Origin of the sequence: Thalassomonas sp. RHCl1, from assembly GCF_947387555.1 — a bacterium.
Taxonomy (GTDB): Bacteria; Pseudomonadota; Gammaproteobacteria; order Enterobacterales; family Alteromonadaceae; genus Thalassomonas.
Window position 1 is genome coordinate 448,737 of the sequence record NZ_CANDNZ010000001.1, and the last position, 23,136, is coordinate 471,872.

At 45.8% G+C, this 23,136-nt stretch carries 21 protein-coding genes; 11 read left to right on the plus strand and 10 right to left on the minus strand.

Annotated elements, in window-relative coordinates; translation table 11 throughout:
• Positions 1 to 45: 45 nt before the first annotated feature.
• On the plus strand, positions 46 to 276 hold the full coding sequence (locus QL234_RS02045; protein WP_281556196.1) for a hypothetical protein: 231 nt from the start codon (positions 46 to 48) through the stop codon (positions 274 to 276).
• Positions 277 to 445: 169 nt separating this feature from the next.
• Here QL234_RS02045 and dxs read toward each other — a convergent pair whose 3' ends face one another.
• Genes dxs through QL234_RS02060 form a run of 3 tightly spaced genes read right to left on the minus strand, consistent with a single transcriptional unit; the run spans position 446 to position 3,474 of the window.
• Positions 446 to 2,308 (minus strand): 1-deoxy-D-xylulose-5-phosphate synthase, encoded by a 1,863-nt coding sequence (dxs, locus tag QL234_RS02050; RefSeq protein WP_281556197.1) that lies wholly within the window; start codon positions 2,306 to 2,308, stop codon positions 446 to 448.
• Positions 2,309 to 2,326: 18 nt separating this feature from the next.
• Positions 2,327 to 3,226: a (2E,6E)-farnesyl diphosphate synthase gene (ispA, locus tag QL234_RS02055; protein ID WP_281556198.1), complete on the minus strand. Its 900-nt coding sequence runs from the start codon at positions 3,224 to 3,226 to the stop codon at positions 2,327 to 2,329.
• The gene (locus QL234_RS02060) at positions 3,223 to 3,474 is read right to left on the minus strand and encodes an exodeoxyribonuclease VII small subunit (RefSeq protein ID WP_044835877.1); all 252 of its coding nucleotides are present in this window, start codon (positions 3,472 to 3,474) and stop codon (positions 3,223 to 3,225) included. The genes ispA and QL234_RS02060 overlap by 4 nt, the downstream gene beginning before the upstream one ends.
• Before the next feature lie 226 nt (positions 3,475 to 3,700).
• Here QL234_RS02060 and pomA point away from each other — a divergent pair, with 226 nt between their 5' ends.
• From pomA to thiI, 3 genes are all read left to right on the plus strand, one after another.
• Entirely contained in the window at positions 3,701 to 4,465 is a 765-nt protein-coding gene (gene pomA / locus QL234_RS02065) for a flagellar motor protein PomA (RefSeq protein WP_281556199.1), read from the plus strand.
• A 27-nt stretch (positions 4,466 to 4,492) separates the two neighbouring features.
• Positions 4,493 to 5,455: a flagellar motor protein MotB gene (locus tag QL234_RS02070; protein ID WP_281556200.1), complete on the plus strand. Its 963-nt coding sequence runs from the start codon at positions 4,493 to 4,495 to the stop codon at positions 5,453 to 5,455.
• A 162-nt stretch (positions 5,456 to 5,617) separates the two neighbouring features.
• The gene (gene thiI / locus QL234_RS02075; RefSeq protein ID WP_281556201.1) at positions 5,618 to 7,072 is read left to right on the plus strand and encodes a tRNA uracil 4-sulfurtransferase ThiI; all 1,455 of its coding nucleotides are present in this window, start codon (positions 5,618 to 5,620) and stop codon (positions 7,070 to 7,072) included.
• 97 nt (positions 7,073 to 7,169) lie between these two features.
• Here thiI and QL234_RS02080 read toward each other — a convergent pair whose 3' ends face one another.
• Together QL234_RS02080 and QL234_RS02085 are read right to left on the minus strand one after the other, a co-directional pair.
• Positions 7,170 to 8,075: a 2-dehydropantoate 2-reductase gene (locus QL234_RS02080; RefSeq protein WP_281556202.1), complete on the minus strand. Its 906-nt coding sequence runs from the start codon at positions 8,073 to 8,075 to the stop codon at positions 7,170 to 7,172.
• The gene (locus QL234_RS02085; RefSeq protein WP_281556203.1) at positions 8,072 to 8,359 is read right to left on the minus strand and encodes a VanZ family protein; all 288 of its coding nucleotides are present in this window, start codon (positions 8,357 to 8,359) and stop codon (positions 8,072 to 8,074) included. Before QL234_RS02085 ends, QL234_RS02080 begins: the two co-directional genes overlap by 4 nt.
• Before the next feature lie 285 nt (positions 8,360 to 8,644).
• Here QL234_RS02085 and QL234_RS02090 point away from each other — a divergent pair, with 285 nt between their 5' ends.
• From QL234_RS02090 to QL234_RS02105, 4 genes are all read left to right on the plus strand, one after another.
• Entirely contained in the window at positions 8,645 to 9,127 is a 483-nt protein-coding gene (locus QL234_RS02090) for a YajQ family cyclic di-GMP-binding protein (RefSeq protein ID WP_044835871.1), read from the plus strand.
• Positions 9,128 to 9,488: 361 nt separating this feature from the next.
• Complete coding sequence (locus tag QL234_RS02095; RefSeq protein WP_281556204.1) at positions 9,489 to 10,424, plus strand: PEP-CTERM sorting domain-containing protein; 936 nt, start codon at positions 9,489 to 9,491, stop codon at positions 10,422 to 10,424.
• Positions 10,425 to 10,690: 266 nt separating this feature from the next.
• Positions 10,691 to 11,572: a PEP-CTERM sorting domain-containing protein gene (locus QL234_RS02100; RefSeq protein ID WP_281556205.1), complete on the plus strand. Its 882-nt coding sequence runs from the start codon at positions 10,691 to 10,693 to the stop codon at positions 11,570 to 11,572.
• 309 nt (positions 11,573 to 11,881) lie between these two features.
• A complete protein-coding gene (locus QL234_RS02105) occupies positions 11,882 to 13,228 on the plus strand; it encodes a sodium-dependent transporter (protein WP_281556206.1) in 1,347 nt (448 codons plus the stop codon).
• Between the two features lie 106 nt (positions 13,229 to 13,334).
• On the opposite strand, the gene trxA is transcribed toward QL234_RS02105, so the two are convergent.
• Positions 13,335 to 13,670 carry a thioredoxin gene (gene trxA / locus QL234_RS02110; RefSeq protein ID WP_281556207.1) on the minus strand — a complete coding sequence of 112 codons (336 nt, stop codon included), beginning with the start codon at positions 13,668 to 13,670 and terminating at the stop codon, positions 13,335 to 13,337.
• Positions 13,671 to 13,808: 138 nt separating this feature from the next.
• On the opposite strand from trxA, the gene QL234_RS02115 reads away from it, so the two are divergent.
• On the plus strand, positions 13,809 to 14,693 hold the full coding sequence (locus tag QL234_RS02115) for a LysR family transcriptional regulator (RefSeq protein WP_281556208.1): 885 nt from the start codon (positions 13,809 to 13,811) through the stop codon (positions 14,691 to 14,693).
• A 21-nt stretch (positions 14,694 to 14,714) separates the two neighbouring features.
• Here QL234_RS02115 and QL234_RS02120 read toward each other — a convergent pair whose 3' ends face one another.
• Together QL234_RS02120 and QL234_RS02125 are read right to left on the minus strand one after the other, a co-directional pair.
• Positions 14,715 to 15,404: a TIGR01621 family pseudouridine synthase gene (locus QL234_RS02120; protein ID WP_281556209.1), complete on the minus strand. Its 690-nt coding sequence runs from the start codon at positions 15,402 to 15,404 to the stop codon at positions 14,715 to 14,717.
• Position 15,405: 1 nt separating this feature from the next.
• Positions 15,406 to 16,764 (minus strand): Na+/H+ antiporter NhaC family protein, encoded by a 1,359-nt coding sequence (locus tag QL234_RS02125; protein ID WP_281556210.1) that lies wholly within the window; start codon positions 16,762 to 16,764, stop codon positions 15,406 to 15,408.
• 365 nt (positions 16,765 to 17,129) lie between these two features.
• On the opposite strand from QL234_RS02125, the gene gshA reads away from it, so the two are divergent.
• Complete coding sequence (gene gshA / locus QL234_RS02130; protein ID WP_281556211.1) at positions 17,130 to 18,695, plus strand: glutamate--cysteine ligase; 1,566 nt, start codon at positions 17,130 to 17,132, stop codon at positions 18,693 to 18,695.
• A gap of 830 nt (positions 18,696 to 19,525) precedes the next feature.
• Entirely contained in the window at positions 19,526 to 20,146 is a 621-nt protein-coding gene (locus tag QL234_RS02135; protein ID WP_044835863.1) for a lipoprotein, read from the plus strand.
• Between the two features lie 675 nt (positions 20,147 to 20,821).
• On the opposite strand, the gene QL234_RS02140 is transcribed toward QL234_RS02135, so the two are convergent.
• Together QL234_RS02140 and ccsA are read right to left on the minus strand one after the other, a co-directional pair.
• Positions 20,822 to 22,105, minus strand: a complete 1,284-nt coding sequence (locus QL234_RS02140; RefSeq protein WP_281556212.1) for a CNNM domain-containing protein — start codon at positions 22,103 to 22,105, stop codon at positions 20,822 to 20,824.
• A gap of 74 nt (positions 22,106 to 22,179) precedes the next feature.
• Positions 22,180 to 22,980 carry a cytochrome c biogenesis protein CcsA gene (ccsA, locus tag QL234_RS02145; RefSeq protein ID WP_281556213.1) on the minus strand — a complete coding sequence of 267 codons (801 nt, stop codon included), beginning with the start codon at positions 22,978 to 22,980 and terminating at the stop codon, positions 22,180 to 22,182.
• Positions 22,981 to 23,136: the final 156 nt, after the last annotated feature.

Here is a 23,136-nt window from a genome sequence, read left to right on the forward strand (position 1 = left end):
GTTCAAGCCGGATTATAAGCTAGACCAACATGAAGGATAGTATTGATGACCAAGTATGATATTAAAAGCTCTATTCAAAAGCACAGTGTTAAACCCGTTATTGCTATAGCTGTATTGCTGATCTTTATAAAAGTGTTAAATACCTATGTCTTTGCAAATGACCCACTTTCACCGGTTCTGTTAATCATAGCTAGTTTATGGGCCAGCATTCATATCTTTAAAAATGTGCTTTGTGATTTGTTTGTGGCAAAAGAGAATACAGTTAACGGCAGCTAGCTTATAACAAGGCAAAATACCGGATGCATTAGCTGCTCTGGTATTTGCAGCGCTACACTAACGCTATAAGCCAATATCACTTATTTTTATCACTCCAGATCAAAAACGCCGAGACTGCTTTAAGACAATCCCGGCGTTTTCAGTTAATAAAGTTAACGTATAAAAAAGTTTAATTTAAGAAGGCATTAACCTTGTCAATGATGCCTTCGCAGTCCAGGCCTAGCTCTTCATGAATTTCTGCCTGGGTGCCGTGTTTGACAAAGATATCCGGCAGACCGATATTCAGCACTTTTACGGCTAAGCCCTGACTTAGGATATATTCGTTTACGCCAGAGCCTGCGCCACCGGCAATCACGTTGTCTTCTAATGTCACTAGAGTGTGGTGGCTTTGTGCCAGTTCGGTGATTAAGGCTTCGTCTAAAGGTTTAACGAAACGCATATCCACTAAGGTGGCATTAAGGGCTTTAGCGGCTTTCTCCGCTTCACCAAGCAGGGTACCAAAACTTAACAGGGCAATTTTCTCACCTGACTGGATCACCCGTCCTTTACCGACTTCAATGATTTCATCCATGCCTGGCAAGGTTTCGCCGGTACCTGTGCCTCTGGGGTAGCGCACGGCTGCCGGTTTATCGAGTTTATGGCCGGTAGTGAGCATTAACTGACATTCGCGTTCGTTGGCAGGCGCCATAATCACCATGTTGGGGATACAGCGCAGGAAGCTTAAATCAAAGGCGCCCTGGTGGGTAGGACCGTCGGCGCCGACAATACCGGCCCGGTCGATGGCAAACAGCACCGGCAGGTTCTGGATGGCAACATCGTGAATCAGTTGATCATAGCCGCGCTGTAAAAAGCTTGAGTAAATGGCGACAATGGCATTTTGTCCGCCGATGGCTAAACCTGCGGCATAGGTGACTGCGTGCTGCTCGGCGATAGCGACATCATAATATTGATCCGGGAAACGCTGGCTGAATTCCACCATGCCCGAACCTTCACGCATGGCCGGGGTAATTGCTGCCAGCTTAGGATCGAGCTCTGCGGTTTTGCATAACCAGTCGCCGAAAACCTGCGAATAAGTTGGCAGGCTGGGTTTGCTTGCCGGTAAGCTGGTATCGTCCGGGTTGAATTTAGGTACCGCATGGTATTTGATCGGATCCTGCTCGGCGGCGTGGTAACCTTTACCCTTGGTGGTGGCAATATGTAAGATCTGCGGCCCCTTGAGGTTGCGCATATTGCGGATGGTATCCACCAGGCCGTTGACATCATGGCCGTCGATGGGGCCTATGTAGTTGAAACCAAGCTCTTCGAAGAAGGTGCTGGGTACTACCATGCCTTTTAAATGTTCTTCGGCGCGACTTGCCAGTTCCTTGATCGGCGGAATGTTTTTCAGGATACGTTTACTGCCTTCGCGCAAGCCGGTGTAGAGGCTGCCGGAAAGCATTTTTGCCAGGTGATTGTTTAACGCGCCGACATTCTCTGAAATCGACATTTCATTATCGTTGAGGATCACCAGCATATCTTTGTGGATATCGCCGCCGTGGTTCAGCGCTTCAAAGGCCATACCTGCGGTCATGGCGCCGTCACCGATCACCGCGACGACTTTACGGCCTATGCCTTCTTTTTCGGCGGCCACGGCTAAACCTAAGGCGGCTGAAATAGAGGTGCTGGAGTGGCCGACACTAAGTACGTCATATTCACTCTCTTCCCGCCAGGGGAAAGGGTGCAAACCGTCTTTTTGCCTAATGGTGTGCAACTGATCGCGGCGGCCGGTCAGAATTTTATGGGGGTAGGCCTGGTGGCCGACATCCCAGATCAGGTGATCTAACGGGGTATCGTAAACATAATGCAAGGCAACCGTTAACTCTATGGTACCCAGGCCTGAGGCGAAGTGGCCGCTGCTTTTACTGACCGAATTAAGCAGGTAGCTGCGCAATTCGTTGCTGACGGCGGTTAACTGGTCTTGGCTGAGCTGACGCAGTTGCGCGGGCGCATCGATTTGTGACAATAAAGGATAGTCGGCTAGGTTTGTAGTCATAGTGTAATAGATCGGTTGTTAATTCGTGCGTTTTACGATAAAAGTCGCAAATTCAGATAAATTCTGCGTATTGTAGGGCAAAGTGGCCAAAGCTTGAAGTGCTTGTTGATATAAGTGGTCAGCTTTTTCCTGCGCCCCTTGTAAACCCAGCAGTGCCGGGTAGGTACTTTTGTTGGCTGCAAGGTCGGATCCCGCCGGTTTGCCCAGCTCTTCCGCCGAGGAGGTGATGTCGATAATGTCATCACGTACCTGATAGGCCAGGCCAACGTGCTTGGCATAATCGGCCAATGCCTGCTTTTCTTCATCGGTGATACTGGGCGCGCAATTGGCGGCCATTAATACCGAGGCCTGTAACAGGGCGCCGGTTTTTAATTTATGGATTTGCTCCAGTTGCGCCAAGTCGGCGCTTTTGCCCGTGGCCGCCAGATCCAATGCCTGGCCGCCGCACATGCCCTGGTAGCCGCTGGCGTTGACCAGCTGGCGGATCAGGGTCAGGCGCATCGGCTCAACCGCTTGGGAAAAATCATGATTGGCCAGAATATCAAAGGCCAAAGTTTGCAAGCTGTCACCGGCCAGAATGGCGGTGGCTTCATCAAAAGCCTTGTGGCAGGTGGGTTGGCCGCGGCGTAAATCGTCGTCGTCCATGGCGGGCAGGTCGTCGTGTACCAGGGAATAGGCATGGATGCATTCCAGGGCGCTGGCGATACCGTCGATGTCCTCTTCGCTGGCGCCTAAGGCTTCGCCGGTAATATAAGCGAGATAAGGGCGCATGCGTTTGCCCCCCAGCAACAGGCTATAGCGCATGGCTTCGAGCAATTTCTCATCATTTACGGCCAAGTCGGCCAGTTTTTGCGATAAAAAGTTGTTAATGCGGGTTTGGTAATGCGCTAGACGGGCGAGTTTCTCTGGTGTGTTCACGAATTTTCCTGGTCTTGGAGCACAAACGGCTCTAATTGCTGCTCACCGTTTTTTTCCAGTAAGATTTTTATTTTTTGCTCTGCATCCTGCAGTTTTACCTGACTTTGCCGGCTTAAGCCCAGGCCGCGTTCAAACAGGGCCATGGAGGCTTCTAAACTCTGGTCTCCCTGCTCAAGACTTTGTACGATATTTTCTAATTCTGTCAGTGATTCTTCGAAGCTTAAATTCTCGATTTTTTTCTTGGCCATCGTCTTGTTTTAAGTCAGTTCGGATTTCTAGCGGCAAAGGTACCTCAGCTGGGCCTTGGGGTCAATCTAAGCGGGTAAAATAACCCCACTCCCGGGAGAAAAACTTTCGATTAAGTGTCTGACAAAATAGGCGATAACACGGGGATTACTATTAGCGTATAACGTATAGTTAAGGTATTATCATGGACATATGCCCAATAAATAAGTGCTTGATTAGGAGGCTTTTGTGGATTTAGCAACGCTACTTGGAATTTTAGGTGCCATAGGCTTTATTGTGATGGCTATGATATTAGGTGGCGATATCGGTATGTTTGTTGACACCCAGTCAATTCTTATTGTTTTTTGTGGTTCCTTCTTTATCGTCTTGTCAAATTACAACCTGGGACAGTTTTTTACTATCGGTAAGATTGCTGCCAAGGCCTTTTTATTTAAGCTGGAAAAGCCGGACGAGCTGATTGAAAAGTCGGTGGAAATGGCTGATGCGGCGCGCAAAGGGGGCTTTCTGGCGCTGGAAGAAGCCGAAATTTCCAATTCTTTTATGCAAAAGGGCGTTGATATGCTGGTAGACGGCCACGACGCCGATGTGGTGCGCGGCACCTTGCAAAAAGATATCAGCCTGACCAGTGAGCGCCATGAAACCGGTATCGGCATGATGCAGTCACTGGCTGACATTGCCCCGGCCATGGGTATGATAGGTACTCTTATCGGCCTGGTGGCCATGCTCTCCAATATGGATGACCCTAAAGCGATAGGACCGGCGATGGCGGTGGCGCTGTTAACTACTTTGTACGGCGCTTTTTTGGCGAACGTTATTGCCCTGCCCATTGCCAATAAATTAAAACTGCGCCTGGCGGAAGAAAAAATGAACCAGCAGCTGATCCTCGATGCCGTATTGGGCATACAAGACGGTCAGAACCCGCGGGTGATTGAAGGTTTGCTGAAAAACTACCTGGCGGAAGGTAAACGTACCATAAGTACCACCGACGAGTAGTCTGGCAGAATTAAGCGGGAATAAATTATGAGTGATGAAGAAGAGTGCAAATGCCCGCCCCCCGGCTTGCCGGCCTGGATGGGGACGTTTGCCGATTTGATGTCGCTGCTGATGTGCTTTTTTGTACTGCTGTTGTCTTTTTCCGAAATGGATGTACTGAAATTTAAGCAAATTGCCGGTTCGATGAAATTTGCTTTCGGGGTACAAAATAAAATCGAGGTAAAAGATATTCCTAAAGGCACCAGTATTATTGCCCAGGAGTTTCGCCCCGGTAAGCCCGAACCGACGCCGATTGAAGTGATCCAGCAGCAAACCATGGAAATGACCCAGCAGATGCTGGAATTCCAGGCGGGTGATGAAACCTCTGCCGGTGGCCGTCAGGAGCAGCGCGGCACCGAACGTGGCGGTCAGTCGCAAAGTACCGCCGATGAGCTCTCGGCCCAGGCGCGGCAGTTAGCCAAAGAAGAGCTGGAGCAGGCCTCGCAAGAGCAGGCCTCGCAAGAGCAGGTTAACGAGCTGGTGAAAAAAATTGCCGAGCAGTTAGAGCAGCAAATTCAGGACGGCGCCATTGAGCTTGAATCTTTGGGCCAGCAGGTGGTGATCCGCATCCGGGAAAATGGCTCCTTTCCTTCCGGTTCGGCGTTTTTACAGCCTAAGTTTAAACCGATCATCCAGGAAATAGGCGCTTTGCTGAATACAATTCCCGGTGAAATTTCGGTGTCCGGTAATACCGATAATCAGGGGGTGAGTTCTGAACTGTTCAGCTCCAACTGGGATCTTTCCAGCAAACGTGCGGTGGCGATAGCCCATGAGTTGATCAAGGTACCTGGGTTTGATGCCACCCGTTTACTGGTGGTGGGCCATGCCGATACCCGGCCGCTGGTGCCCAATACCAATGCCCTGAACCGGCGTCGTAACCGCCGGGTGGAAATTGCTATTAACCAGGGTAAGGCCAAAGAAACCGATCCCGTGTCCTTGTATAAGGAGTAGTTAATAAGTAAGTTCTTACTTAAGCTTTACGGCTTGTCTTTTGGCAAGCCGTTTGTTTCGCTGACTGTTTGTCTATATCTTCTTTAAAGCCTCTGCCTGGTTTTCACACCGCCGTTAGATAGTGTATAATGCGCGCCACTTTGAATACATGTGGTTTTGTTGATGAAATTTATTGTTAAGTTACAAGCTGAAATTACCATTAAAAGTCGCCCTGTGCGCAAGCGTTTTAGTAAAATATTAGAGTCGAACGTTAAGAATGTACTGCGTCGTGTTGACGAGCAGGTAACGACACGCTTGAACTGGGACAATATTGAAGTTAACAGTAAAAATGAATCGCCTGAAAACCGCCAGTTGTTGGTTGATACCCTAAAATGTATCCCGGGGATCCCTACCTTTATCGAAGTGCAAAAAAGCACCTTTACCGATGTGCATGATATTTTTGAACAAACTTTAAAAGTGCATGCCAAAACCATTGAAAACAAGAGTTTTTGTGTACGGGTTAAGCGCAGCGGCAACCATGACTTCAACTCGTTAAAAGTTGAACAATATGTTGGCGGCGGTTTAAACCAGAAGGTTGACAGTGCCAGTGTTAAATTAAAAAATCCTGATGTCACCATACGCCTGGAAATTAAAAACAATGACCTGTTTATTGTTACCGAAACCCATAAGGGCATGGGCGGCTTCCCTATTGCCACCCAGGAAGATGTCTTATCCCTGATGTCCGGCGGTTTTGACTCGGGTGTAGCCAGCTACCAGATGATTAAAAAAGGCGCCCGTACCCATTTTTGTTTCTTCAATCTGGGGGGCTCGGCCCATGAAGTTGGTGTGAAGCAGGTCAGTTATTACTTGTGGAACAAGTTTGGCGCCTCTCACCGTATTAAGTTTTTTGCTGTAGATTTTGAGCCTGTGGTAGCCGAGATCCTGGAAAAAGTGGAAAACGGCCAGATGGGCGTAGTGCTTAAGCGTATGATGATGCGTGCTGCCAGTAAAATTGCCGAGCAAAAGGGCATTATGTCGCTGGTTACCGGTGAAAGCCTAGGGCAGGTGTCCAGCCAGACCCTGACCAACTTAAATGTGATTGACCGGGTAACCGATACCCTGATCTTAAGGCCGCTGGCGGCTTATGATAAGCAGGAAATTATCGATATTGCCCGTAATATTGGTACTGAAGATTTCGCTAAAACCATTCCCGAGTATTGCGGCGTGATCTCGAAAAAGCCGACAGTAAAAGCGGTTTTATCAAAAGTAGAAGCAGAAGAAGACAATTTTGACTTTGATATTCTAGATAAAGTTGTCGAAGAAACCCGGGTATTTGATATCCGTGATATCGGCCAGGAAACTGAAGCGGAAATTCAGGCGGTGGACATGGTGGCTGATATTGATGCCGGTGCTATCGTCCTTGATATCCGTAGCCCGGAAGAGGAAGAGGAAAAGCCGCTGGAGCTTGATAACGTTGAAGTTAAACACCTGCCTTTCTATAAGCTGGCAACTCAGTTCGGCGATTTAGATCAAAGCAAGCAATACCTGCTTTACTGCGATCACGGGGTGATGAGTAAGTTACAGGCCCTGTACCTGATAGATAACGGCTTTGGCAACGTTAAGGTTTACCGGCCGTAAGCTGAGTTTTTTGTATCAAGCCCCGCAACAGCGGGGCTTTTTATTTACTGGAGCTTATGTATGCCGTGGTTTATGGGCGTTCGGGAAGCGCGGTTTTTTACAACGTCGAAACCTGCTGCCATAAACGGGTATTTTCCGGGGTTGCAATGTGCTGTTCTTCCCCGAGTCGATGAATATAACCGCTGATATAATCAATTTCGGTTTTTTTACCACCGAGCACATCGCAACGCATTGAAGAAATATTATTGCTGGTTGCCTGTGCCACGCCTGTTACTACTTGCTCTAATTCCCTGAGATCTAGCTCAACCCCCTGGCTTTTTGCTACTTGGGTAACTTCAGTTAATATCGCGGTTATTTGCGTCGTAAACTTATCTGCCAGTATTTGGCCATTTTTCAACTGGTGCAGGGCGGTTAACGGGTTAATGACACTATTAACCGCCAGTTTGCGCCACTGTTTTTCTACAATATTGTTTGTCCATTCTACCCGGGGCAGGGCAAGGTTTAACAAATTTGTTAGCTCTGTTTGTTGTTTTACGGTCAGCTGGCCTGATACTAAACCTATATCGCTGAAGCCATGTCCAGTATGGCGGATATGCTTGGGTTTGACACGCAAGCAGCCATGGGTGGTTAACAGGGTTAATATTGCGTGCTTATCAATTATCTGTTCCGGCAGTTCAGCTAAGGTGCCCATGCCGTTATGGCTTAAAATGATGCTGCTACCGGTATTTAGATTAGGAAGTACCGGTACCAGTGCCTGCTTGACCTGATAGGATTTTACACAGACCAGTAAGTGATCACATCCGCTCAGGGCCGTTTTATCGGCAGTTATCAGCGGTCTTTGTTCACTTAAGCCTGAAAGTTCGGTGAAGGTAAATGTCTGGCTGGCGGTTGGGACTGTAGAGGAAGGGAATATTTTGACATTAACTTTATCACCGCCCAAGCGCTGTAGGGCGCGATACCAGAGCAGGCCTATTGCCCCCTGCCCGAGGATAACGATATTCATATTGCCGTTCTTCTTTGATAAAGGAAAATACACCATTTAAGCAGTGCAAAGGCCAATACTCCGATGGCATCGGCATAAAAGTCCCTGAATTCGGCGTTACGAAAGCCGAGGTAATATTGCCCGAGTTCGCTCAGGGCACCATAAAAGATTAAACAGGAGCAGCTGACAAACAGGGAGATTTTGATCACATAATGCAGCAGGACGCCGAGCAGGAAAAAGCTGATAAAGTGCCCTGTGGTATCAAGTCGGGTGTGTTTATAAAGCAGGTTACCGGCCTCGGTCAAAAAAATGACTCCTGTCAGGCTACAGATAACGAATAAAAACAAATACAGCTGTTGACGAACACTCACAAAGACAGGTTTCCATTAATAACGAAGGCGATAAAAAAAGCTATGATATCATGATGGCAATTAAGTTCGCTAACCCAGATGTTACTAAAGTTAACTTTGCGCCAGATCTAAACTATCCAGACCCGCGCCGCACAGCGCTAGCCCTTGACTATTTGCTTTGTTATCATTGCCTTCATATATTTATCCATTAATTTATTTAGACATTTTTGAGAGCAAGTTATGCCATCGTTAGATATCGTCTCTGAGATCAATTTAGAAGAAGTTCGCAACGCCACCGAAAACTCGGTACGTGAATTAAGCACCCGTTTTGACTTTCGCGGCGTTGAAGCCAGCATAGAATGGGATTCGCCGGTCATTACCTTAAAAGCCGAGCAGGATTTCCAGGTTAACCAATTACAGGATATCGTCCGTGGCAACCTGGCCAAGCGCCAGATTGACGCTAAAGCGATGACGGTTTCCGAGCCGGTGCATTCAGGTAAAACTTTCAGCCGTAAGGTGACTTTTAAAGAAGGCATTGAACAGCCGGTAGCGAAAAAAGTAGTTAAGCTGATTAAAGATAGCAAACTTAAAGTACAGGCTGCTATCCAGGGCGATCAGGTGCGGGTGACCGGTAAGAAGCGTGATGACTTGCAAGCGGTCATGCAGCTGGTGCGTGAAGCGGATATGGAGCAATCTTTTCAGTTTAAGAACTTTAAAGATTAATTATTGTTTGTGACTCTTTATCTTGAAGATAAGTACAGGGTTTTGCTCTGAGCAAGTATCAATAAGAAATGATGGCTGCCTCCGTTGCGGCCATTATCATATTCAACATTTTTCAATACATCATTCCTTGGTTTTCAAGAGACTTTTCATCTGACTTTTTGTTCATTGGCAAAGGCATTTTCATTACTTAAACTTTTTGTTGTTCTTAAATAAACAAACTTTTCATTTTTTATACAAAATCTGTCGGAATTTTTTACACTTGATAATGGGGGGAAGCCACAGATATTGTAAACTGGTACTGGCTTGATTTTTGCTTTGTGGCGATAACTTAAAATTTTCGTTGTATGGGACTAAAAAACCAATGAAAAAAATACTTGCCGGGATGTTATCCGTATTACTTACCACAAATGTAAATGCTGCCTTAATTTCATTTGAGATCTATGACTCCGAACTCTATGATAATTTGGGGTGGGCAGCTCATTTTGATGGAACTGAAAAAGGGTTAGTTGCTCAATCTAACGATATAGTCGAACTTTCACTTGCTGTTAATAATATTGGTTCTTTTCGCACACGTAACTTTGTTCATGATGAAATATCAGGAAGTCAGGGGCAGATAATCGGTTATTCTGATGTTGATGTTGCTTGGGCTGCTATTAATCCTTTTTTATTGGATCACCCATATTTGGCTGAGATGGCAGAACTAAACAGCAAGTATATTAAAGAAGCTACAGACAGTACAACGGAATACTTTTCTGAAGCGGCGACGCTGAGTGCGTTTCATCGCTTCGTTAGTTTTTTTGAAGAGCAAAGTGCAGATCCTAATTATTTTGGAGATGTTGGCAATGTTGAGATATCAGCTAACTCTCATAATGAAAGATATTGGCTCAATAATGAAAATGGAACTATCGCCGGTCAGGCCATGATGACCAGGTACGACATTATACTTGACGGTGATACAGAGTTGCCATTTACTAGTTTTGATGACCAAGATGAGCTTTTTAGTGCCATTGAAGATGCGATAACAAAAGGTAGCGAGTTTACTATAAGCCAACATATCAACCTGATTAGTTTCGAATTAACTGATCCGTTTGGTGACCCTTTGTGCACAGATGGAATCTTCAATTATTGTGAAGAAGTTGAAGGAGTTAAAATACTAAAGGAAGAGAGTTTGACGTACAAAGGTAAGGCAAGGGCAACTGCTATTGATTATGTCGATGTTCCAGAGCCTACTACGAATATATTGCTGGCAATAGGGCTTATAGGTTTAGTGCGTTTAAAACAGCGTACTGAGGCTTAATTTGTTTTTGTAAAAAAGAGTATCTTTTGATTTAGATGGCTGTGAACTGGCGTCCATTCTCTCTCATACCTTCATACTTGATTTTCAGTTGATGAGCTAGCTGGCCATAATTTTTATATCCTCTTGCTTATTTTTTTATATCAAAAGTGTCAGTTATTTTTACATCTCTCTTAGCTGGTTTAACCTCAGATCAGCTAAGGGTTGTGGCTTGATTGTTGCCTATGGCCGGCACTTGATGAGGTTTTTCTTAAACAGGATCAAACCCAATGAATAAATTACTTATCGGAATTATATCCATTCTATTTAGTAGCAATGTCACAGCGGCTTTCATTTCTTTGGATGTCGAGCAATCAGAGCTGTATAAAGTGACTCTTCAAAGGCATGATTTGATAGCATCTAATAGTGAACAATATGACATTGCTATTAATTTTGAATTTTCCGGTAGTTCCTCTCCAGGGAGTATCGAGTCATTTGATCTCGATGGCAGCCAAGGGCAAGTCATCGGGCAGGCTCAAATGACAAATCAATATCACTTTATGTCTCTTTTTAATTATGAGCATGTTTATCAGGAAAATTTAACCTCATTTAAAGCTCAATTTGATGCGACAGATTTAGAGCCTACCCTTGAATATTCATATTCTTTTTTACAGGCACTAAATTTTCAATATGATTATTTTGATGAGCACAGTGCTGATTCTTTTTATGGCATGCATACAGACATAATGGACATTGCTCTGCATACATCAAACTATCAATATAAAACGAAAGAGGAAGATGGCCTTATTTCCGGACAGCGGATGATAGAGTTTTATAATATTTCATTTTCAGAAGAAGCAGAGCTGGATTTTGTCAACTTTGATGAAGTAGAGGAATTGTATCTTGCTTTTGAACAAGCCATGGTAAATGGCCTTGAGATTCGCCTGACTCACTCTGTTTCAATAATATCTTTTGAACAGACGGATTCATCTGTAAATCCTCTTGATTGCATTTACTGTGAAGGGGTTAGTGTAACAAAAGATGAATCTTTGCAATTTTCTACATTGGGGCGCATAAGTGCAACTAATTTTGCCGATGTTCCTGAACCATCAGCGAATATCTTGTTGCTTTTGGGCTTAATGGGGTTAGTGCGCTTGAAAAAGCGTGTTTAAGTAATTAAGTGGCTTGAATAGTCAAAACCTTTAAGCGCGATGTACTCTTTGCCGGGATATCGCGTTTATAGAGCATCATTCCTTCTTTGGTAAGGCTTTGAGTAATCAGCTTTGTTTTAGTCGGTGATTATTACAAATGAATAGACATCAATAAAAGCCAGTGTAATCTTTATAGTAAGTTATTCTTTACAGCTCCTATTACCTTTAAAAACCACTAAAAATAAGAAAAATCTCGTATAAGCCTATTTTTTTACCGTCACATTAAGTAAATTAACCCCGCTTTTAAATAATAATAAAGATGAAAATGTCATGAGTGTGTCTAGAGGCGGGTTCAGCTCGCGTATTGGTTTTATTATGGCGGCGGCAGGCTCTGCCGTAGGTTTAGGAAATATCTGGGGCTTTCCCACCCAAACAGCAGGAAATGGAGGTGCTGCTTTTGTTTTAGTTTATCTGGTGCTGGCGTTCTGTCTGGCCTATCCCGCTTTTATGGCGGAGTTATTAATTGGCCGTTACGGACAGGCAAATGCGGTGACTTCCCTGCAAAAAATGTCTAAACGTCCCTGGCAGAAACACTTTGCCTTTGTCGTTGGTTTTGGCGGTATTATCTGTGCCTCCCTGATTTTAAGTTTTTACGGCATTATTGCTGGCTGGATGATGTCTTATGCGGTAGAGCCTGTGTTTACCGTTGTTGGTCTAAGCTCGGTTGCCGAGTGGGTGATCAGCCAAGATCTTGTTCGTAACCTGCTCTTTACCGTGCTCTTTATGTTTATGACCGTTTATATTATCCGCCGCGGGGTCGAGCAGGGGATAGAGAAGTGGTCGAAACGCCTGATGCCTATGATGCTGGCGCTGTTGGTGTTATTGATCATTTATGTGGTTAACCAAGAAGGTGCCAGTGAAGGTCTGCAGGCCTACCTTAATCCGGATATTTCCCGGGTGTTGGAGCCCGACTTACTGGTCAGTGCTTTAGGGCAGGCGTTTTTCTCCCTGTCGCTGGGTACCAGTGTGATGGTGATCTACGGCTCGTATATTTCTAAAAAAGAGAACCTGGTGACCTTAGGGGCGCAGGTAACCTTAATTGATGTCAGCATCGCTTTCTTAGCCGGTTTGTTGATTATCCCTGCCATGTACGTGGCCCAGGCGCAGGGCGTGGCGATTTTTGCAGAAGACGGTAGTTTGATCTCAGGTTCCAGCCTGGTCTTTACCGTATTGCCGACCCTGTTTGATTCTATGGGACAAATGGGCTTGTTTATCGGTTTTGCCTTTTTTGTCCTGATGAGCATTGCGGCGCTGACTTCTTCAATTTCTATGCTTGAAGGGCCGGTATCTTATGCGGTAGAGCGTCATAATATGGCCCGGGAAAAAGCAACCACTTTCATCGGTCTGGTGATTTTACTGATCAGTATTGTTATCGTGGTCAACATTTCTTTTATGCTGGATCTGGTGGCTATGATCGCCACGCAATACGGTCAGCCTATTATTGCCATGTTGTGTTGTGTTTTTGTCGGTTGGATTTGGCAGCGTAATGAGTTGTTAAACGAAATTAAACTGGGCAATGAAACCGTTGAAAACAGCTTGTTCTGGAAGATTTGGCCTGTGTATACCAAGTTTGTTTGTCCTGTGGCGATTGCTATGGTGTTTATCCACTCGCTGTAAGGTGGATAACTTAGTAAAAAGTTAAGCAAAAACTAAAAAATAGCCGCTGTTAACTTTAACGTTAACAGCGGCTTCATTTTATTTATGGTCTTGTAGTCATTACCTTTTATTCACCGACAAAGGTACGAACCTGGGATACCGAGGCGGCACCTACCTGGGTATTAACCACTTCACCGTTTTCAATCAATAATAAAGTCGGGATGCCGCGGATACCAAATTTGGCCATTAATTCCTGGGCATTGTCGGCATCTACCTTAACCACCTTTAACTGAGGCTGTTCTTCGGCTATTTGCTCGACTACCGGGGCGATCATTTTGCAGGGTTGGCACCAGGGGGCATAAAAATCGACCAGCACTTTACCGCCGTGCTGATTCACTTCCTGTTCAAAGCTCTCTGCGGTAACTTCTTTTACAATATGCTCTTTTACTGCTGCTGTTGTCATCTTCTTTTACTCACTTCTGTTGTCTGTTGATGGCGGCCAGTGTAAACAAGTTGTGCTTTTTTGATTAGTGGGGTTTAATGAAAAAGATTGTTCTATTTTTAGGACAAAATATAAAAGCGAACGATACAGGATGGAAACATGCAGCAGGCAAGCCTGGATGATTATTTATACTTTGCCACTTTGGTTGAATCCGGTTCTTTTACCAAGGCGGCGGCTGAACTGGGCATGCCTAAATCTAAGCTCAGCCGTCATATTGCCCAGCTGGAACAACAACTTGGCAGTCAGCTGCTGGTGCGCAGCACCCGCCGCCAGGCCCTGACAGAAGCGGGGCAGGTGTTATACCGCTTGTGTAAGCCCCATACCGAAGAATTATCCAAGGTGGAAGAAGAGCTGGGGGCGTTGATCAGTCAGCCTAAAGGAAAACTCAACCTGTTATTGCCGTTGGAATTCTTTAATCAGGTGATGAGCGCTTTATTGGCAGAGTTTGCGGTGTTATATCCGCAGATCAGTATTTTTTGTCACCAGTATTCAGGGGCAATGCCGCAAACGGATTTGAAATATGATTTGATTTTTGCCCTGCATGAAGATGAGCTGCCGGCATCCGATTGGGTCGCCAGGACCTTGCTCAGTTTTCCACAATCTATTTACGCCTCCAGCGATTATGATGCCAGCCATTTGTCAGCGCCGGAAGATTTGCAAAATGAGATGGCTATTCTGGCAGCTGCCAGCCAGCCCTGGTTGTTTCGGGGGCAGGATACCACGCAAAGTGTGCCGGTACATGGCCGGATAGTGCTGGCCAGCCCTGAAATGCAACTGGGGGCAGCCATGCGTAATTTAGGCCTGGCAAAACTGCCGGATTATGTGGTGCAGCTCGCGGGGGAAAAACAGAGCCTGCAGCGCATTTCCCTTAGCAAGCAACCCGTGGCCCAGCAGTTGACGGTAATGTACCAAAGCCGCAGCATCCCGGCGAAAACCCGGGCTTTTCTTGATTATTTTCAGAGTAAGATAGGTTGCTTGTCTTAGCCTTTACCTGAAACACGGTTGCTAAAGCTTAGGCCAGCTCAGTAACCAGGGAGGGCCGATATCGAGCAGCTTATTGCTGAAATCGGCCTGCACAAATTCCTGGCCGCTACTGGGGGGACAAATGAAACTGAATTCCTCGTTATTCAAGCTAAAACGCAGGGCGTAGGCATGCAAATAGCCGCGATCGCTGTTGGGCTGTGGGTAATAATGGCTATCGCCCAAAATCGGGGCGCTGATACTGCTCAGTGCCACCCGTATCTGGTGGGTTTTGCCGGAATGAGGTTTGACAACATATAAACGTTTACCGCCTCCCAGGGCATAAGAGAAAAACTGGCTGATAGCCGGGTTCTCTGTGGTGCGCAGCAGCTTCCAGCTACCGCGGCGGCTTTTTGCCATATCGCCTTTGATCAAGCCCTGTTTCTTATTGGGTTTTTTATCGCTCAGTGCCAGGTAATACTTTTCCACCTGATGGGCGGCAAACATTTGCTGGAAAGCCTGCGCACTGCTCAGGCTCTTGGCAAAGATCACTAAACCCGAAGTCATCTTATCCAATCGGTGTACCGGATAGAGCTCACTTTGCTTAAGCTGTGCCTTAACCAGGTTAAACAGTCCCTGGCCTAAATTGTCTTCGTCATGGAAGTTAACCCCGGCGGCTTTATCCACCACTAAAAAGTCGGGGTAGTCGGCAACTAAGGTAAATTCATGACTCATGTCAGAAGCTCAGGCCGACTAAGGTATAAAGTATCAGGGTGGCAGCTCCTGCTGCCAGGGCATAGGGGAGCTGGGTTTTTACATGCTCGAAATGATCACAGCCGCTGGCAATGGAAGCGACGACTGTGGTATCAGAAATCGGCGAGGCGTGATCGCCGAAGATGCCGCCCCCTAAAACCGCTGCCACCAGAAAATGCACCGGCAAACCGGTTTGTGCAGCCACAGGTACCGCAATCGGGATCAATATCGCAAAAGTTGCCCAGGAGGTGCCGGTAGCAAAGGCCATAATAGCGGCGGCGATAAAAATGATCGGCGCCATTAAAAACAGCGGCACTTCGACATGCATCAGCTGGCTGACATAAATGCCGGTACCCAGGGCCTTTATGGCATCGCCAAAGGCAAAAGACAACACCAGAATAGCCACAGGCAATAGCATGTAGCGTATCCCTTCAATTGAGATTTTAATAACTTCTTTCATGGTCAACAGATGGTAAAGCTTGATCAGGGCAATGAGTAACACCAGGGCGCTGATAATGGCCCAGAAAACGGAGAAAGAGCCTGAGCCGCGGCGGATATCGCCATCGCCGGTAACCCACAGCAAGGCCAGGGTGATGCCGAGTAAAGCAATAAACGGCAACCACATTACCCGTGCCGGGGCGACCCGGGAGCTAAATTCCGGCTGGGTTAAGCCGTTGCCCACGGCGGCACTTTTCATCGGGCCGTAGACTTTACCGGAAAATGCGGTGTAATAAGCCAGCGCTACGGCGATAATGGCATAAAAATTAAAGCCTATGGTGCCGATCAATATGCCCACGGGATCTTCGAAAGAATAGCCGTCCAATAAGCCCAGCACGTAGGCACCCCAACCGTTTACCAGGATCAGTATGCTGATGGGGGCACAGGTGGAGTCGAGTAAATAGGCCAGGCGTGCCCGACTCATTTTGTGTTGGTCAAACAGTTGTTGGCTGGCCATGCCGCCGGTAAACATGCTTAAATTGGTATCGGTAAAGATGCTGGTGCCGATGATGGTGGGCAGCAGGCTTGCCTGGCGGGAATTTCTCACCAGTTTCAGGGCCGAGAGATGGTTGATGAAACCGTTGACGGCGCCTGAGGCATTCATGAGTTTTACCAGGGCGCCGATCAGCAGGCTGAAAGTGATGATATAAACATTGCCCAGGGAGGAAAAAACCGCTGCAAGCCCTTCAACACTGCCGACAACGCCGGTTACCGGCTGCCACTTGGCCACCATTATCTGGCAAAGCACCAAAGCGCACAGTAAAGCCAGCAGGGCACTCTTGCGCCAGATGGCGATAGCAATGGCAACAACCGGCGGTAGTAAACTTAAGACACTATCTTGCATTGTTTTTCTTCTTATTAAATGGACCAGCGAACTAAGTTGTTTTTCACACTCGGTTATTTCTGCCGGGTTATTGATTTGACTAGGGATTTTCACCCGTCTTCAGCCTTTATTTGCATTATTCTCTCATTGAACGCAAGAAATGGCTATCAAGAATGTTGATGGCGAGGGATAATAGCAGGGCAGTTGTCTGTATTTACGAAGATATTTGTAATTATTTTATCGTCTCCACGGTCAGGTACTGCTTAGGATAGCAATGTTTTGTTACTTTACTTAGGTTAAATAAATGTCGGCTATCATTGAAAAGCTTAACGCTATCCCTTAAATAGGGGATATCTTTTGCAAAACTATTTGCTCCGGGAGTGATTTTGTCATCTTTTAACGATTATATTGTGGCCTTTAATCAGGAGGCTTATTTACCGTCTCTAACCGGCATTGGCCGGGGGATTGAGCGGGAAGCGCTAAGGGTGCTGCCTGAAGGTAAATTATCTGAAAAGCCACATGCTTATGATATCGGCTCGGCACTGACACACCCGAATATCACCACGGATTATTCGGAAACCTTACTGGAATTTATTACCCCGGTAAGTTTTGAGCCGGAAACGGCGATTGCACAATTGCAGGATATCCAAAAGTTCACCTTAAAGCAGATTGACGGTGAGTTGCTATGGCCCTTGAGCATGCCCTGTTTTGTTAATGACGCCGATAAAATTCCGCTGGCGCAATACGGCACGTCTAATATCGGCCGGATGAAAAACACTTACCGCCAGGGCCTGAAAAACCGCTATGGCAGCATGATGCAGGTGATCGCCGGGATACATTTTAATTTTTCATTTTCCAGGGATTTCTGGAAAAACCTGCAAAAAATCGACAATAACAGCGATAACTTGGATGATTTTATCTCAGACCGCTATTTTGCCCTGATCCGCAACTATAAGCGTTTTTGCTGGTTGATCCCCTATTTATACGGCAGCTCTCCGGTGATCTGCTCTTCGTTTTTACAGAACAAACCCCAACAGCTGCCTTTTAAAAAATCCGGCAGCGGTTATTTATATTTAGAGCATGCCACTTCGTTGCGCATGAGTGACTTGGGTTATACCAACAGCGCCCAGTCGGCTTTGCATATTTGTTATAATAGCCTGGACGGTTATGTGGCCGGGGTGCAGGAAGCTATCGGCCTGAGTTCAGATGAATTTTCAGAAATCGGCGTCAAGGTCAACGGTGAATACCGCCAACTTAACGGCAATATCCTGCAGATTGAAAATGAGCTTTATGCCCCAATCCGCCCCAAGCGGGTGGCTAAATCCGGTGAAAAGCCGTCTGAAGCACTGCAGCGCCGGGGCGTGGAATACATAGAAGTCAGGGCGCTGGATATCAATCCTTTTGTCGATACCGGTATCAGTCTTGAGCAGGTTTATTTTTTAGATATCTTCCTCACCTATTGCGCCTTGCTGCCTAATCCGGGATTAGATGCCGCGACCCAAAAGGTTTTTGAAGGCAATATGGATGAAGTGGTGCTGCGCGGACGTGATCCGGCCTTGTTGTTACATGACGGCGAGCAGGAAAAATCCCTGGTGCAGTGGGGCAATGAAATCTTTAAGGATTTAACGCAAGTGGCTTGCTTGCTGGATAAGGCCAACAACAGTAACAGTTATCAGCAGTCGGTTACCGAGGAGCTGGCGAAAATTAACAACCCAGATCTGACCCCTTCGGCCCGTTTAGTTGATTTAGTGGTTAACCAGGGGAAAAGCCTGACCAAGTTTGCCCTGTCATCTGCCGCCAGCTACCGGGAGTCGCAGCTGGAGAACGGCTATCAGTTTTATAATGAGAGCGGTTTTGTTGCCAGCGTCGCTAAATCGCATCAGGATCAGGCGGAAATCGAAGCCAGTGACGTGTTAAGTTACGATGACTTTCTAAAAGATTATTTCGCCTGATAACGGACAGATAGTAGATGTGAATAAATACTTTGCATTTAATATCTTCGCTTTGCCAACCAATATCATTTAAGCCGGGCCGGGGCCAGGGAGATTGTGATTTCGCAATTGCTTTGTCCATGGTCGCGGCTTTTGTCTTTATATCCCATAAGCCGGGTTTTCGGCACTTATTGAGCCGGAAGATAAAAATCGGGCAAAAAAAAGCGCGTTATAAAAACGCGCGCTTTGTTTATCAAACATAAATCACTAAGGGAAATAGAAGTCTCTCAATCTTCATACCGTTAGTAAGAGTCGGTGAAAACCGATAAGTTCATTTCTATTTCACTTTTTTATTTTTTCTGCACCGGGTGAAAAAGTATCAGGCAAAAAAAAGCGCGTTATAAAAACGCGCACTCTGTTTATAAAACATAAATCACTAAGGGAAATAGAAGTCTCTCAATCTTCATACCTTAATAAGAGTCGGTGAATACCGATAAGTTCATTCCCGGTAAAACTTTTTTCATTTTATTTTTTCCTGCCGCCGGGGAAAAAACTATCAGGCAAAAAAAAAGCGCGTTATAAAAACGCGCGTCATATGTAATAAACATAAATCACTAAGGGAAATAAAAGTCTCTCGTAAGGTAGGAGTAACCCCGGGGAATAAAGTTCATTTTAAATTGCCAACCGGGGGGAATTTCTTTTATGTATGGCGAGAATTACCTGCAATCATGTGAAAGTTGCGCTTTGAGCATTGACCTTGCAAATGCTTACCGCAAGTTAATTGATTTTCCACCTGTATTTTTATTTTTAATCTGGCATCATGCGGGTATATCAAACGAGGGTGACTATTTATGGGTGTTTCAAAATCAGCAATACTTGCTGCTGTCCTGACTGTTAGCTTGGCGGGTTGCGCAACTGCTCCACCAAAAAATCCCGAAAATCTTTGTGAGATATTCAGGGAGCACAGGGACTGGTATTTTGCCGCTAAAGAAGTAAGGGAAAGGTGGGGAGTGCCGATACATGTGCCTATGAGTATGATGTATCAGGAAAGCTCGTTTAAGGCGGATGCTTTGCCTCCCAGGGACTACCTGCTTGGCTTTATTCCCTGGGGAAGGGTGAGCAGCGCTTACGGTTATTCACAGGCGAAAACCATGACCTGGGATGACTATGTCCGTGAAACCGATAACTCGGGCGCCGACCGGGATGATTTTGACGATGCCATCGACTTTATGGGCTGGTTTATTTTTAAAACCCAGAAGCTGAACAAGGTATCCAAATGGGATGCTTATGGCCAATATTTGAATTATCACGAAGGCTGGGGCGGCTATAAGCGTAAAAGCTACAAGAAGAAGGGCTGGCTGGTTAAGGTGGCGAGAAAAGTTGATAACCGGGCCAAACGTTACAGCAGTCAGTTAAAGAGCTGTGAAGCCGATCTGGATAAGAGCTGGTTATGGCGTTTGCTGTTCGGTTAATACCCGGTTGAACGGCTTATTTTAAGAACCCCGCCAGGCGAAAGCGCTTTGCGGGGTTTTTTGTTATCGGCGCCGCTATTGCCATGTCTTGCCAGCAGGCGGCCTTTTATCCTGATGCTGGCGTTAATTAATACGATCTGCGATCGTTTATTGTCCGAACAGGATCTTAGACGGGAAATAATCGCGGAAAACAGTCCTTATTCAGAGAAAGTTTCTTGATTTTTTACTGTTTTTATATGCGAAAAGTGAACAAAGATCCTGCAAATTCTAAAGAATAGATCTAGGTAAAAAGCAAGGTTTTTATGGAAAAAAATAGCTTATTTTCCGGAGTAAAACTTTGCCTGATTTCAAGAAAAATATTATTTTTTTTTGTTAAAAACATATTGCAAATTCCAAAGCCTCTATTTGATTGGTCTGGCATTTGTTATCCACAGAATTTGTGGAAAGTTAATTTTTGATGTCTATGTTGTGGATAACTATGTTGGTAAGTTTTGTTTGTGCTTTTATTATCCACAAAATGCTTTTCAGTGCTTGAGACTTTGTCCGGGATTTATGAAGGAGATTTGATATTTCGAATCATAGAAATGGAAAATAAACAGTGTGATATTATTAGTTTACACTGTTTATTAACCGTGGCTTATTTGAGAATTTTATCGGGTTAAAGACCGGGGATTATTACTCGTCGGTTTTGTCTTCAATATAATATTCCGGCATGATGCGCACGGATTTGATCATATTGTCGCTGACATCGACGATCTCCACCGGGTAGCCGGCGATCCTGACGCTGAGTTTTGCCTGGGGGATATCTTCCAAATATTCGATAATCAAGCCGTTGAGGGTTTTAGGGCCGTCAGTGGGTAACTTCCACGACATCGCCTTATTAATGTCCCGGATGTTGGCACTGCCGTCGACCAGATAACTGCCGTCCGGCTGCAGATGCACCTCATCACTGGCGGTAGGCGTCATGGTGGTGGTGAAATCACCGACGATCTCTTCCAGGATATCCTCTAATGTGACTAAACCCTGGATATCTCCGTATTCATCCACTACTAAGCCCAGACGCTCTTTTGCATGCTGAAACTTTAGTAGCTGGACATTTAACGGTGTGCCTTCGGGAATAAAATAAAGTTCGCGCACTGCGCGCAGCAGGGTGGCTTTGGTAAACTGGTTTTTTGACAGCAGTTTGAGCGCATCCCTGACATGCACATAACCAACGACATCGTCAATGTTGTCACGGTAAAGCAATACCCGGGTATGGTTTGACTGGGTTAATTGCTTTTGGATCCTTTTCCAGTCGTCATTGACATCGATACCGATCAGTTCGTTACGGGGGATCATAATGTCTTCTACATGGACTTTTTCCAGATCTAAGATACTGACCAGCATATCCTGGTTACGCTCCGGGATCAGGGCGCCGGACTCGTTGACCACAGTACGCAGCTCTTCCGTACTCAGACTGTGCTGTTCCCTTTGCTCTGAACTGATCCCTAACAACATCAAGAAACCGTTGGTGATCGAGTTGACGACAATAACCAAAGGATAAAGCAACTTAAGTAATAAAGTAAGGAACAGTGAGCTGGGAAAGGCGATCTTTTCAGGATATAGGGCCGCAAGCGTTTTTGGTGTTACTTCTGCAAATATAAGGATCACCAGGGTTAAGATTACGGTGGCAGCCAAGACCCCGACATCCCCCAGCAAGCGTAAGCCGATAATGGTAGCGATAGCAGAAGCGGCTATATTAACCAGGTTATTGCCGATTAATATTAACCCGATCAAACGATCGGGACGAGCCAAGAGGTTACTGACCCGCTTGGCGCCTTTGTGATTTTGTTTTTCAAGATGCCTTAACCGGTAACGGTTCAGGGCCATCATGCCGGTTTCTGAGCTCGAAAAATACGCTGAAAATACGATCAATAAGCCAAGAATGGCAAAGAGTATTTCTGTAGATATGTTGTCCAAAAAGGGGTTCCTAGGTTGTTACACAATAGTTTTAGCCTAATTCACTAAAACTATTGTACTTTATACCTTAAAAATTATGACAAGAGAAACTCTTTCACGAATCGGCTGCCAAAATATGACAATGTCAGTAAAGATGTCGCACAAATGGTTAAGATCAGCACCTTGTGTCCGCGCCAGCCGCGTTTAAAGTGACCGAACAGGGTGATCGTATAGATTGCCAGGGCTACTAAAGAAAGTACGGTTTTATGCAGTTTGTCTTTGGCCAGGAAATTCTCGAGAAAAATAAAGCCGCTCACTTCGCTGATAAATAAGCACATGGTGCCTATGGCTAAAATAAGAAAAAGCTGGTTTTCCACCTGCATCAGCGGCGGCAACTGGTTGACGGCGGCTAAATTCTTGCTTTTAAGTTTAAAATTAATATAAGCCACCTGGAAGGCGTATAAGGTGGCAATGACCAGCACGCAATAGGCTATGAGGGCCAGAGTGATATGGCTGATCAGTAAGGCTTTCTCCGCCGTTAACGGTATTTCACCGCCGCCGGGCATAAGCACCAGCAACAATTGCCAGATACCGGCAAAGCCGTAAATCACCGGCAGCAGCAAATTGACTTTAAAGCGGGTGGCCACCACAGAAATGCTCATGGTGATAATGAGCGATACCAGGGAGATCACATAAGGCAGGCTGAAGTTAACCTCGCCGTTGAGGAACATCTGCTGGCTGATCCCCAGAGTGTGGGCAATAATCGCGAAACAGCCGATCAGGAGCACCAGCAGTTGATTAGGTCCCTCGGGATGAAACAACCGGGTGATAATGGCCAGCGATGCCCCAAGATAAGCGACAAATGCGATAATAGAATAAGTTGCAAACAAATCCACAAAGTGCTCCCACACAATATAGTTATCAAAAAAATGAATAAACGGGCTACCAAATAAGATAACGATCCGCGGTGATTTTATCAGTTTGTTGCCAAAGCACCATGATCATAAACAAAAAGTTACCAACAAAATGTTAGCAAGTGTTTTTTTATGTTT

Bases quoted from the DNA above. Each gene is read 5' to 3' on its own strand.
- thiI (WP_281556201.1), top strand. From the start codon at position 5,618: ATGAAATTTATTGTTAAGTTACAAGCTGAAATTACCATTAAAAGTCGC.
- dxs (WP_281556197.1), bottom strand. From the start codon at position 2,308: ATGACTACAAACCTAGCCGACTATCCTTTATTGTCACAAATCGATGCG.
- QL234_RS02115 (WP_281556208.1), top strand. From the start codon at position 13,809: ATGCAGCAGGCAAGCCTGGATGATTATTTATACTTTGCCACTTTGGTT.
- QL234_RS02080 (WP_281556202.1), bottom strand. From the start codon at position 8,075: ATGAATATCGTTATCCTCGGGCAGGGGGCAATAGGCCTGCTCTGGTAT.
- trxA (WP_281556207.1), bottom strand. From the start codon at position 13,670: ATGACAACAGCAGCAGTAAAAGAGCATATTGTAAAAGAAGTTACCGCA.
- QL234_RS02095 (WP_281556204.1), top strand. From the start codon at position 9,489: ATGAAAAAAATACTTGCCGGGATGTTATCCGTATTACTTACCACAAAT.
- QL234_RS02045 (WP_281556196.1), top strand. From the start codon at position 46: ATGACCAAGTATGATATTAAAAGCTCTATTCAAAAGCACAGTGTTAAA.
- QL234_RS02120 (WP_281556209.1), bottom strand. From the start codon at position 15,404: ATGAGTCATGAATTTACCTTAGTTGCCGACTACCCCGACTTTTTAGTG.
- QL234_RS02125 (WP_281556210.1), bottom strand. From the start codon at position 16,764: ATGCAAGATAGTGTCTTAAGTTTACTACCGCCGGTTGTTGCCATTGCT.
- QL234_RS02060 (WP_044835877.1), bottom strand. From the start codon at position 3,474: ATGGCCAAGAAAAAAATCGAGAATTTAAGCTTCGAAGAATCACTGACA.
- QL234_RS02135 (WP_044835863.1), top strand. From the start codon at position 19,526: ATGGGTGTTTCAAAATCAGCAATACTTGCTGCTGTCCTGACTGTTAGC.
- QL234_RS02070 (WP_281556200.1), top strand. From the start codon at position 4,493: ATGAGTGATGAAGAAGAGTGCAAATGCCCGCCCCCCGGCTTGCCGGCC.
- QL234_RS02105 (WP_281556206.1), top strand. From the start codon at position 11,882: ATGAGTGTGTCTAGAGGCGGGTTCAGCTCGCGTATTGGTTTTATTATG.
- QL234_RS02090 (WP_044835871.1), top strand. From the start codon at position 8,645: ATGCCATCGTTAGATATCGTCTCTGAGATCAATTTAGAAGAAGTTCGC.
- QL234_RS02100 (WP_281556205.1), top strand. From the start codon at position 10,691: ATGAATAAATTACTTATCGGAATTATATCCATTCTATTTAGTAGCAAT.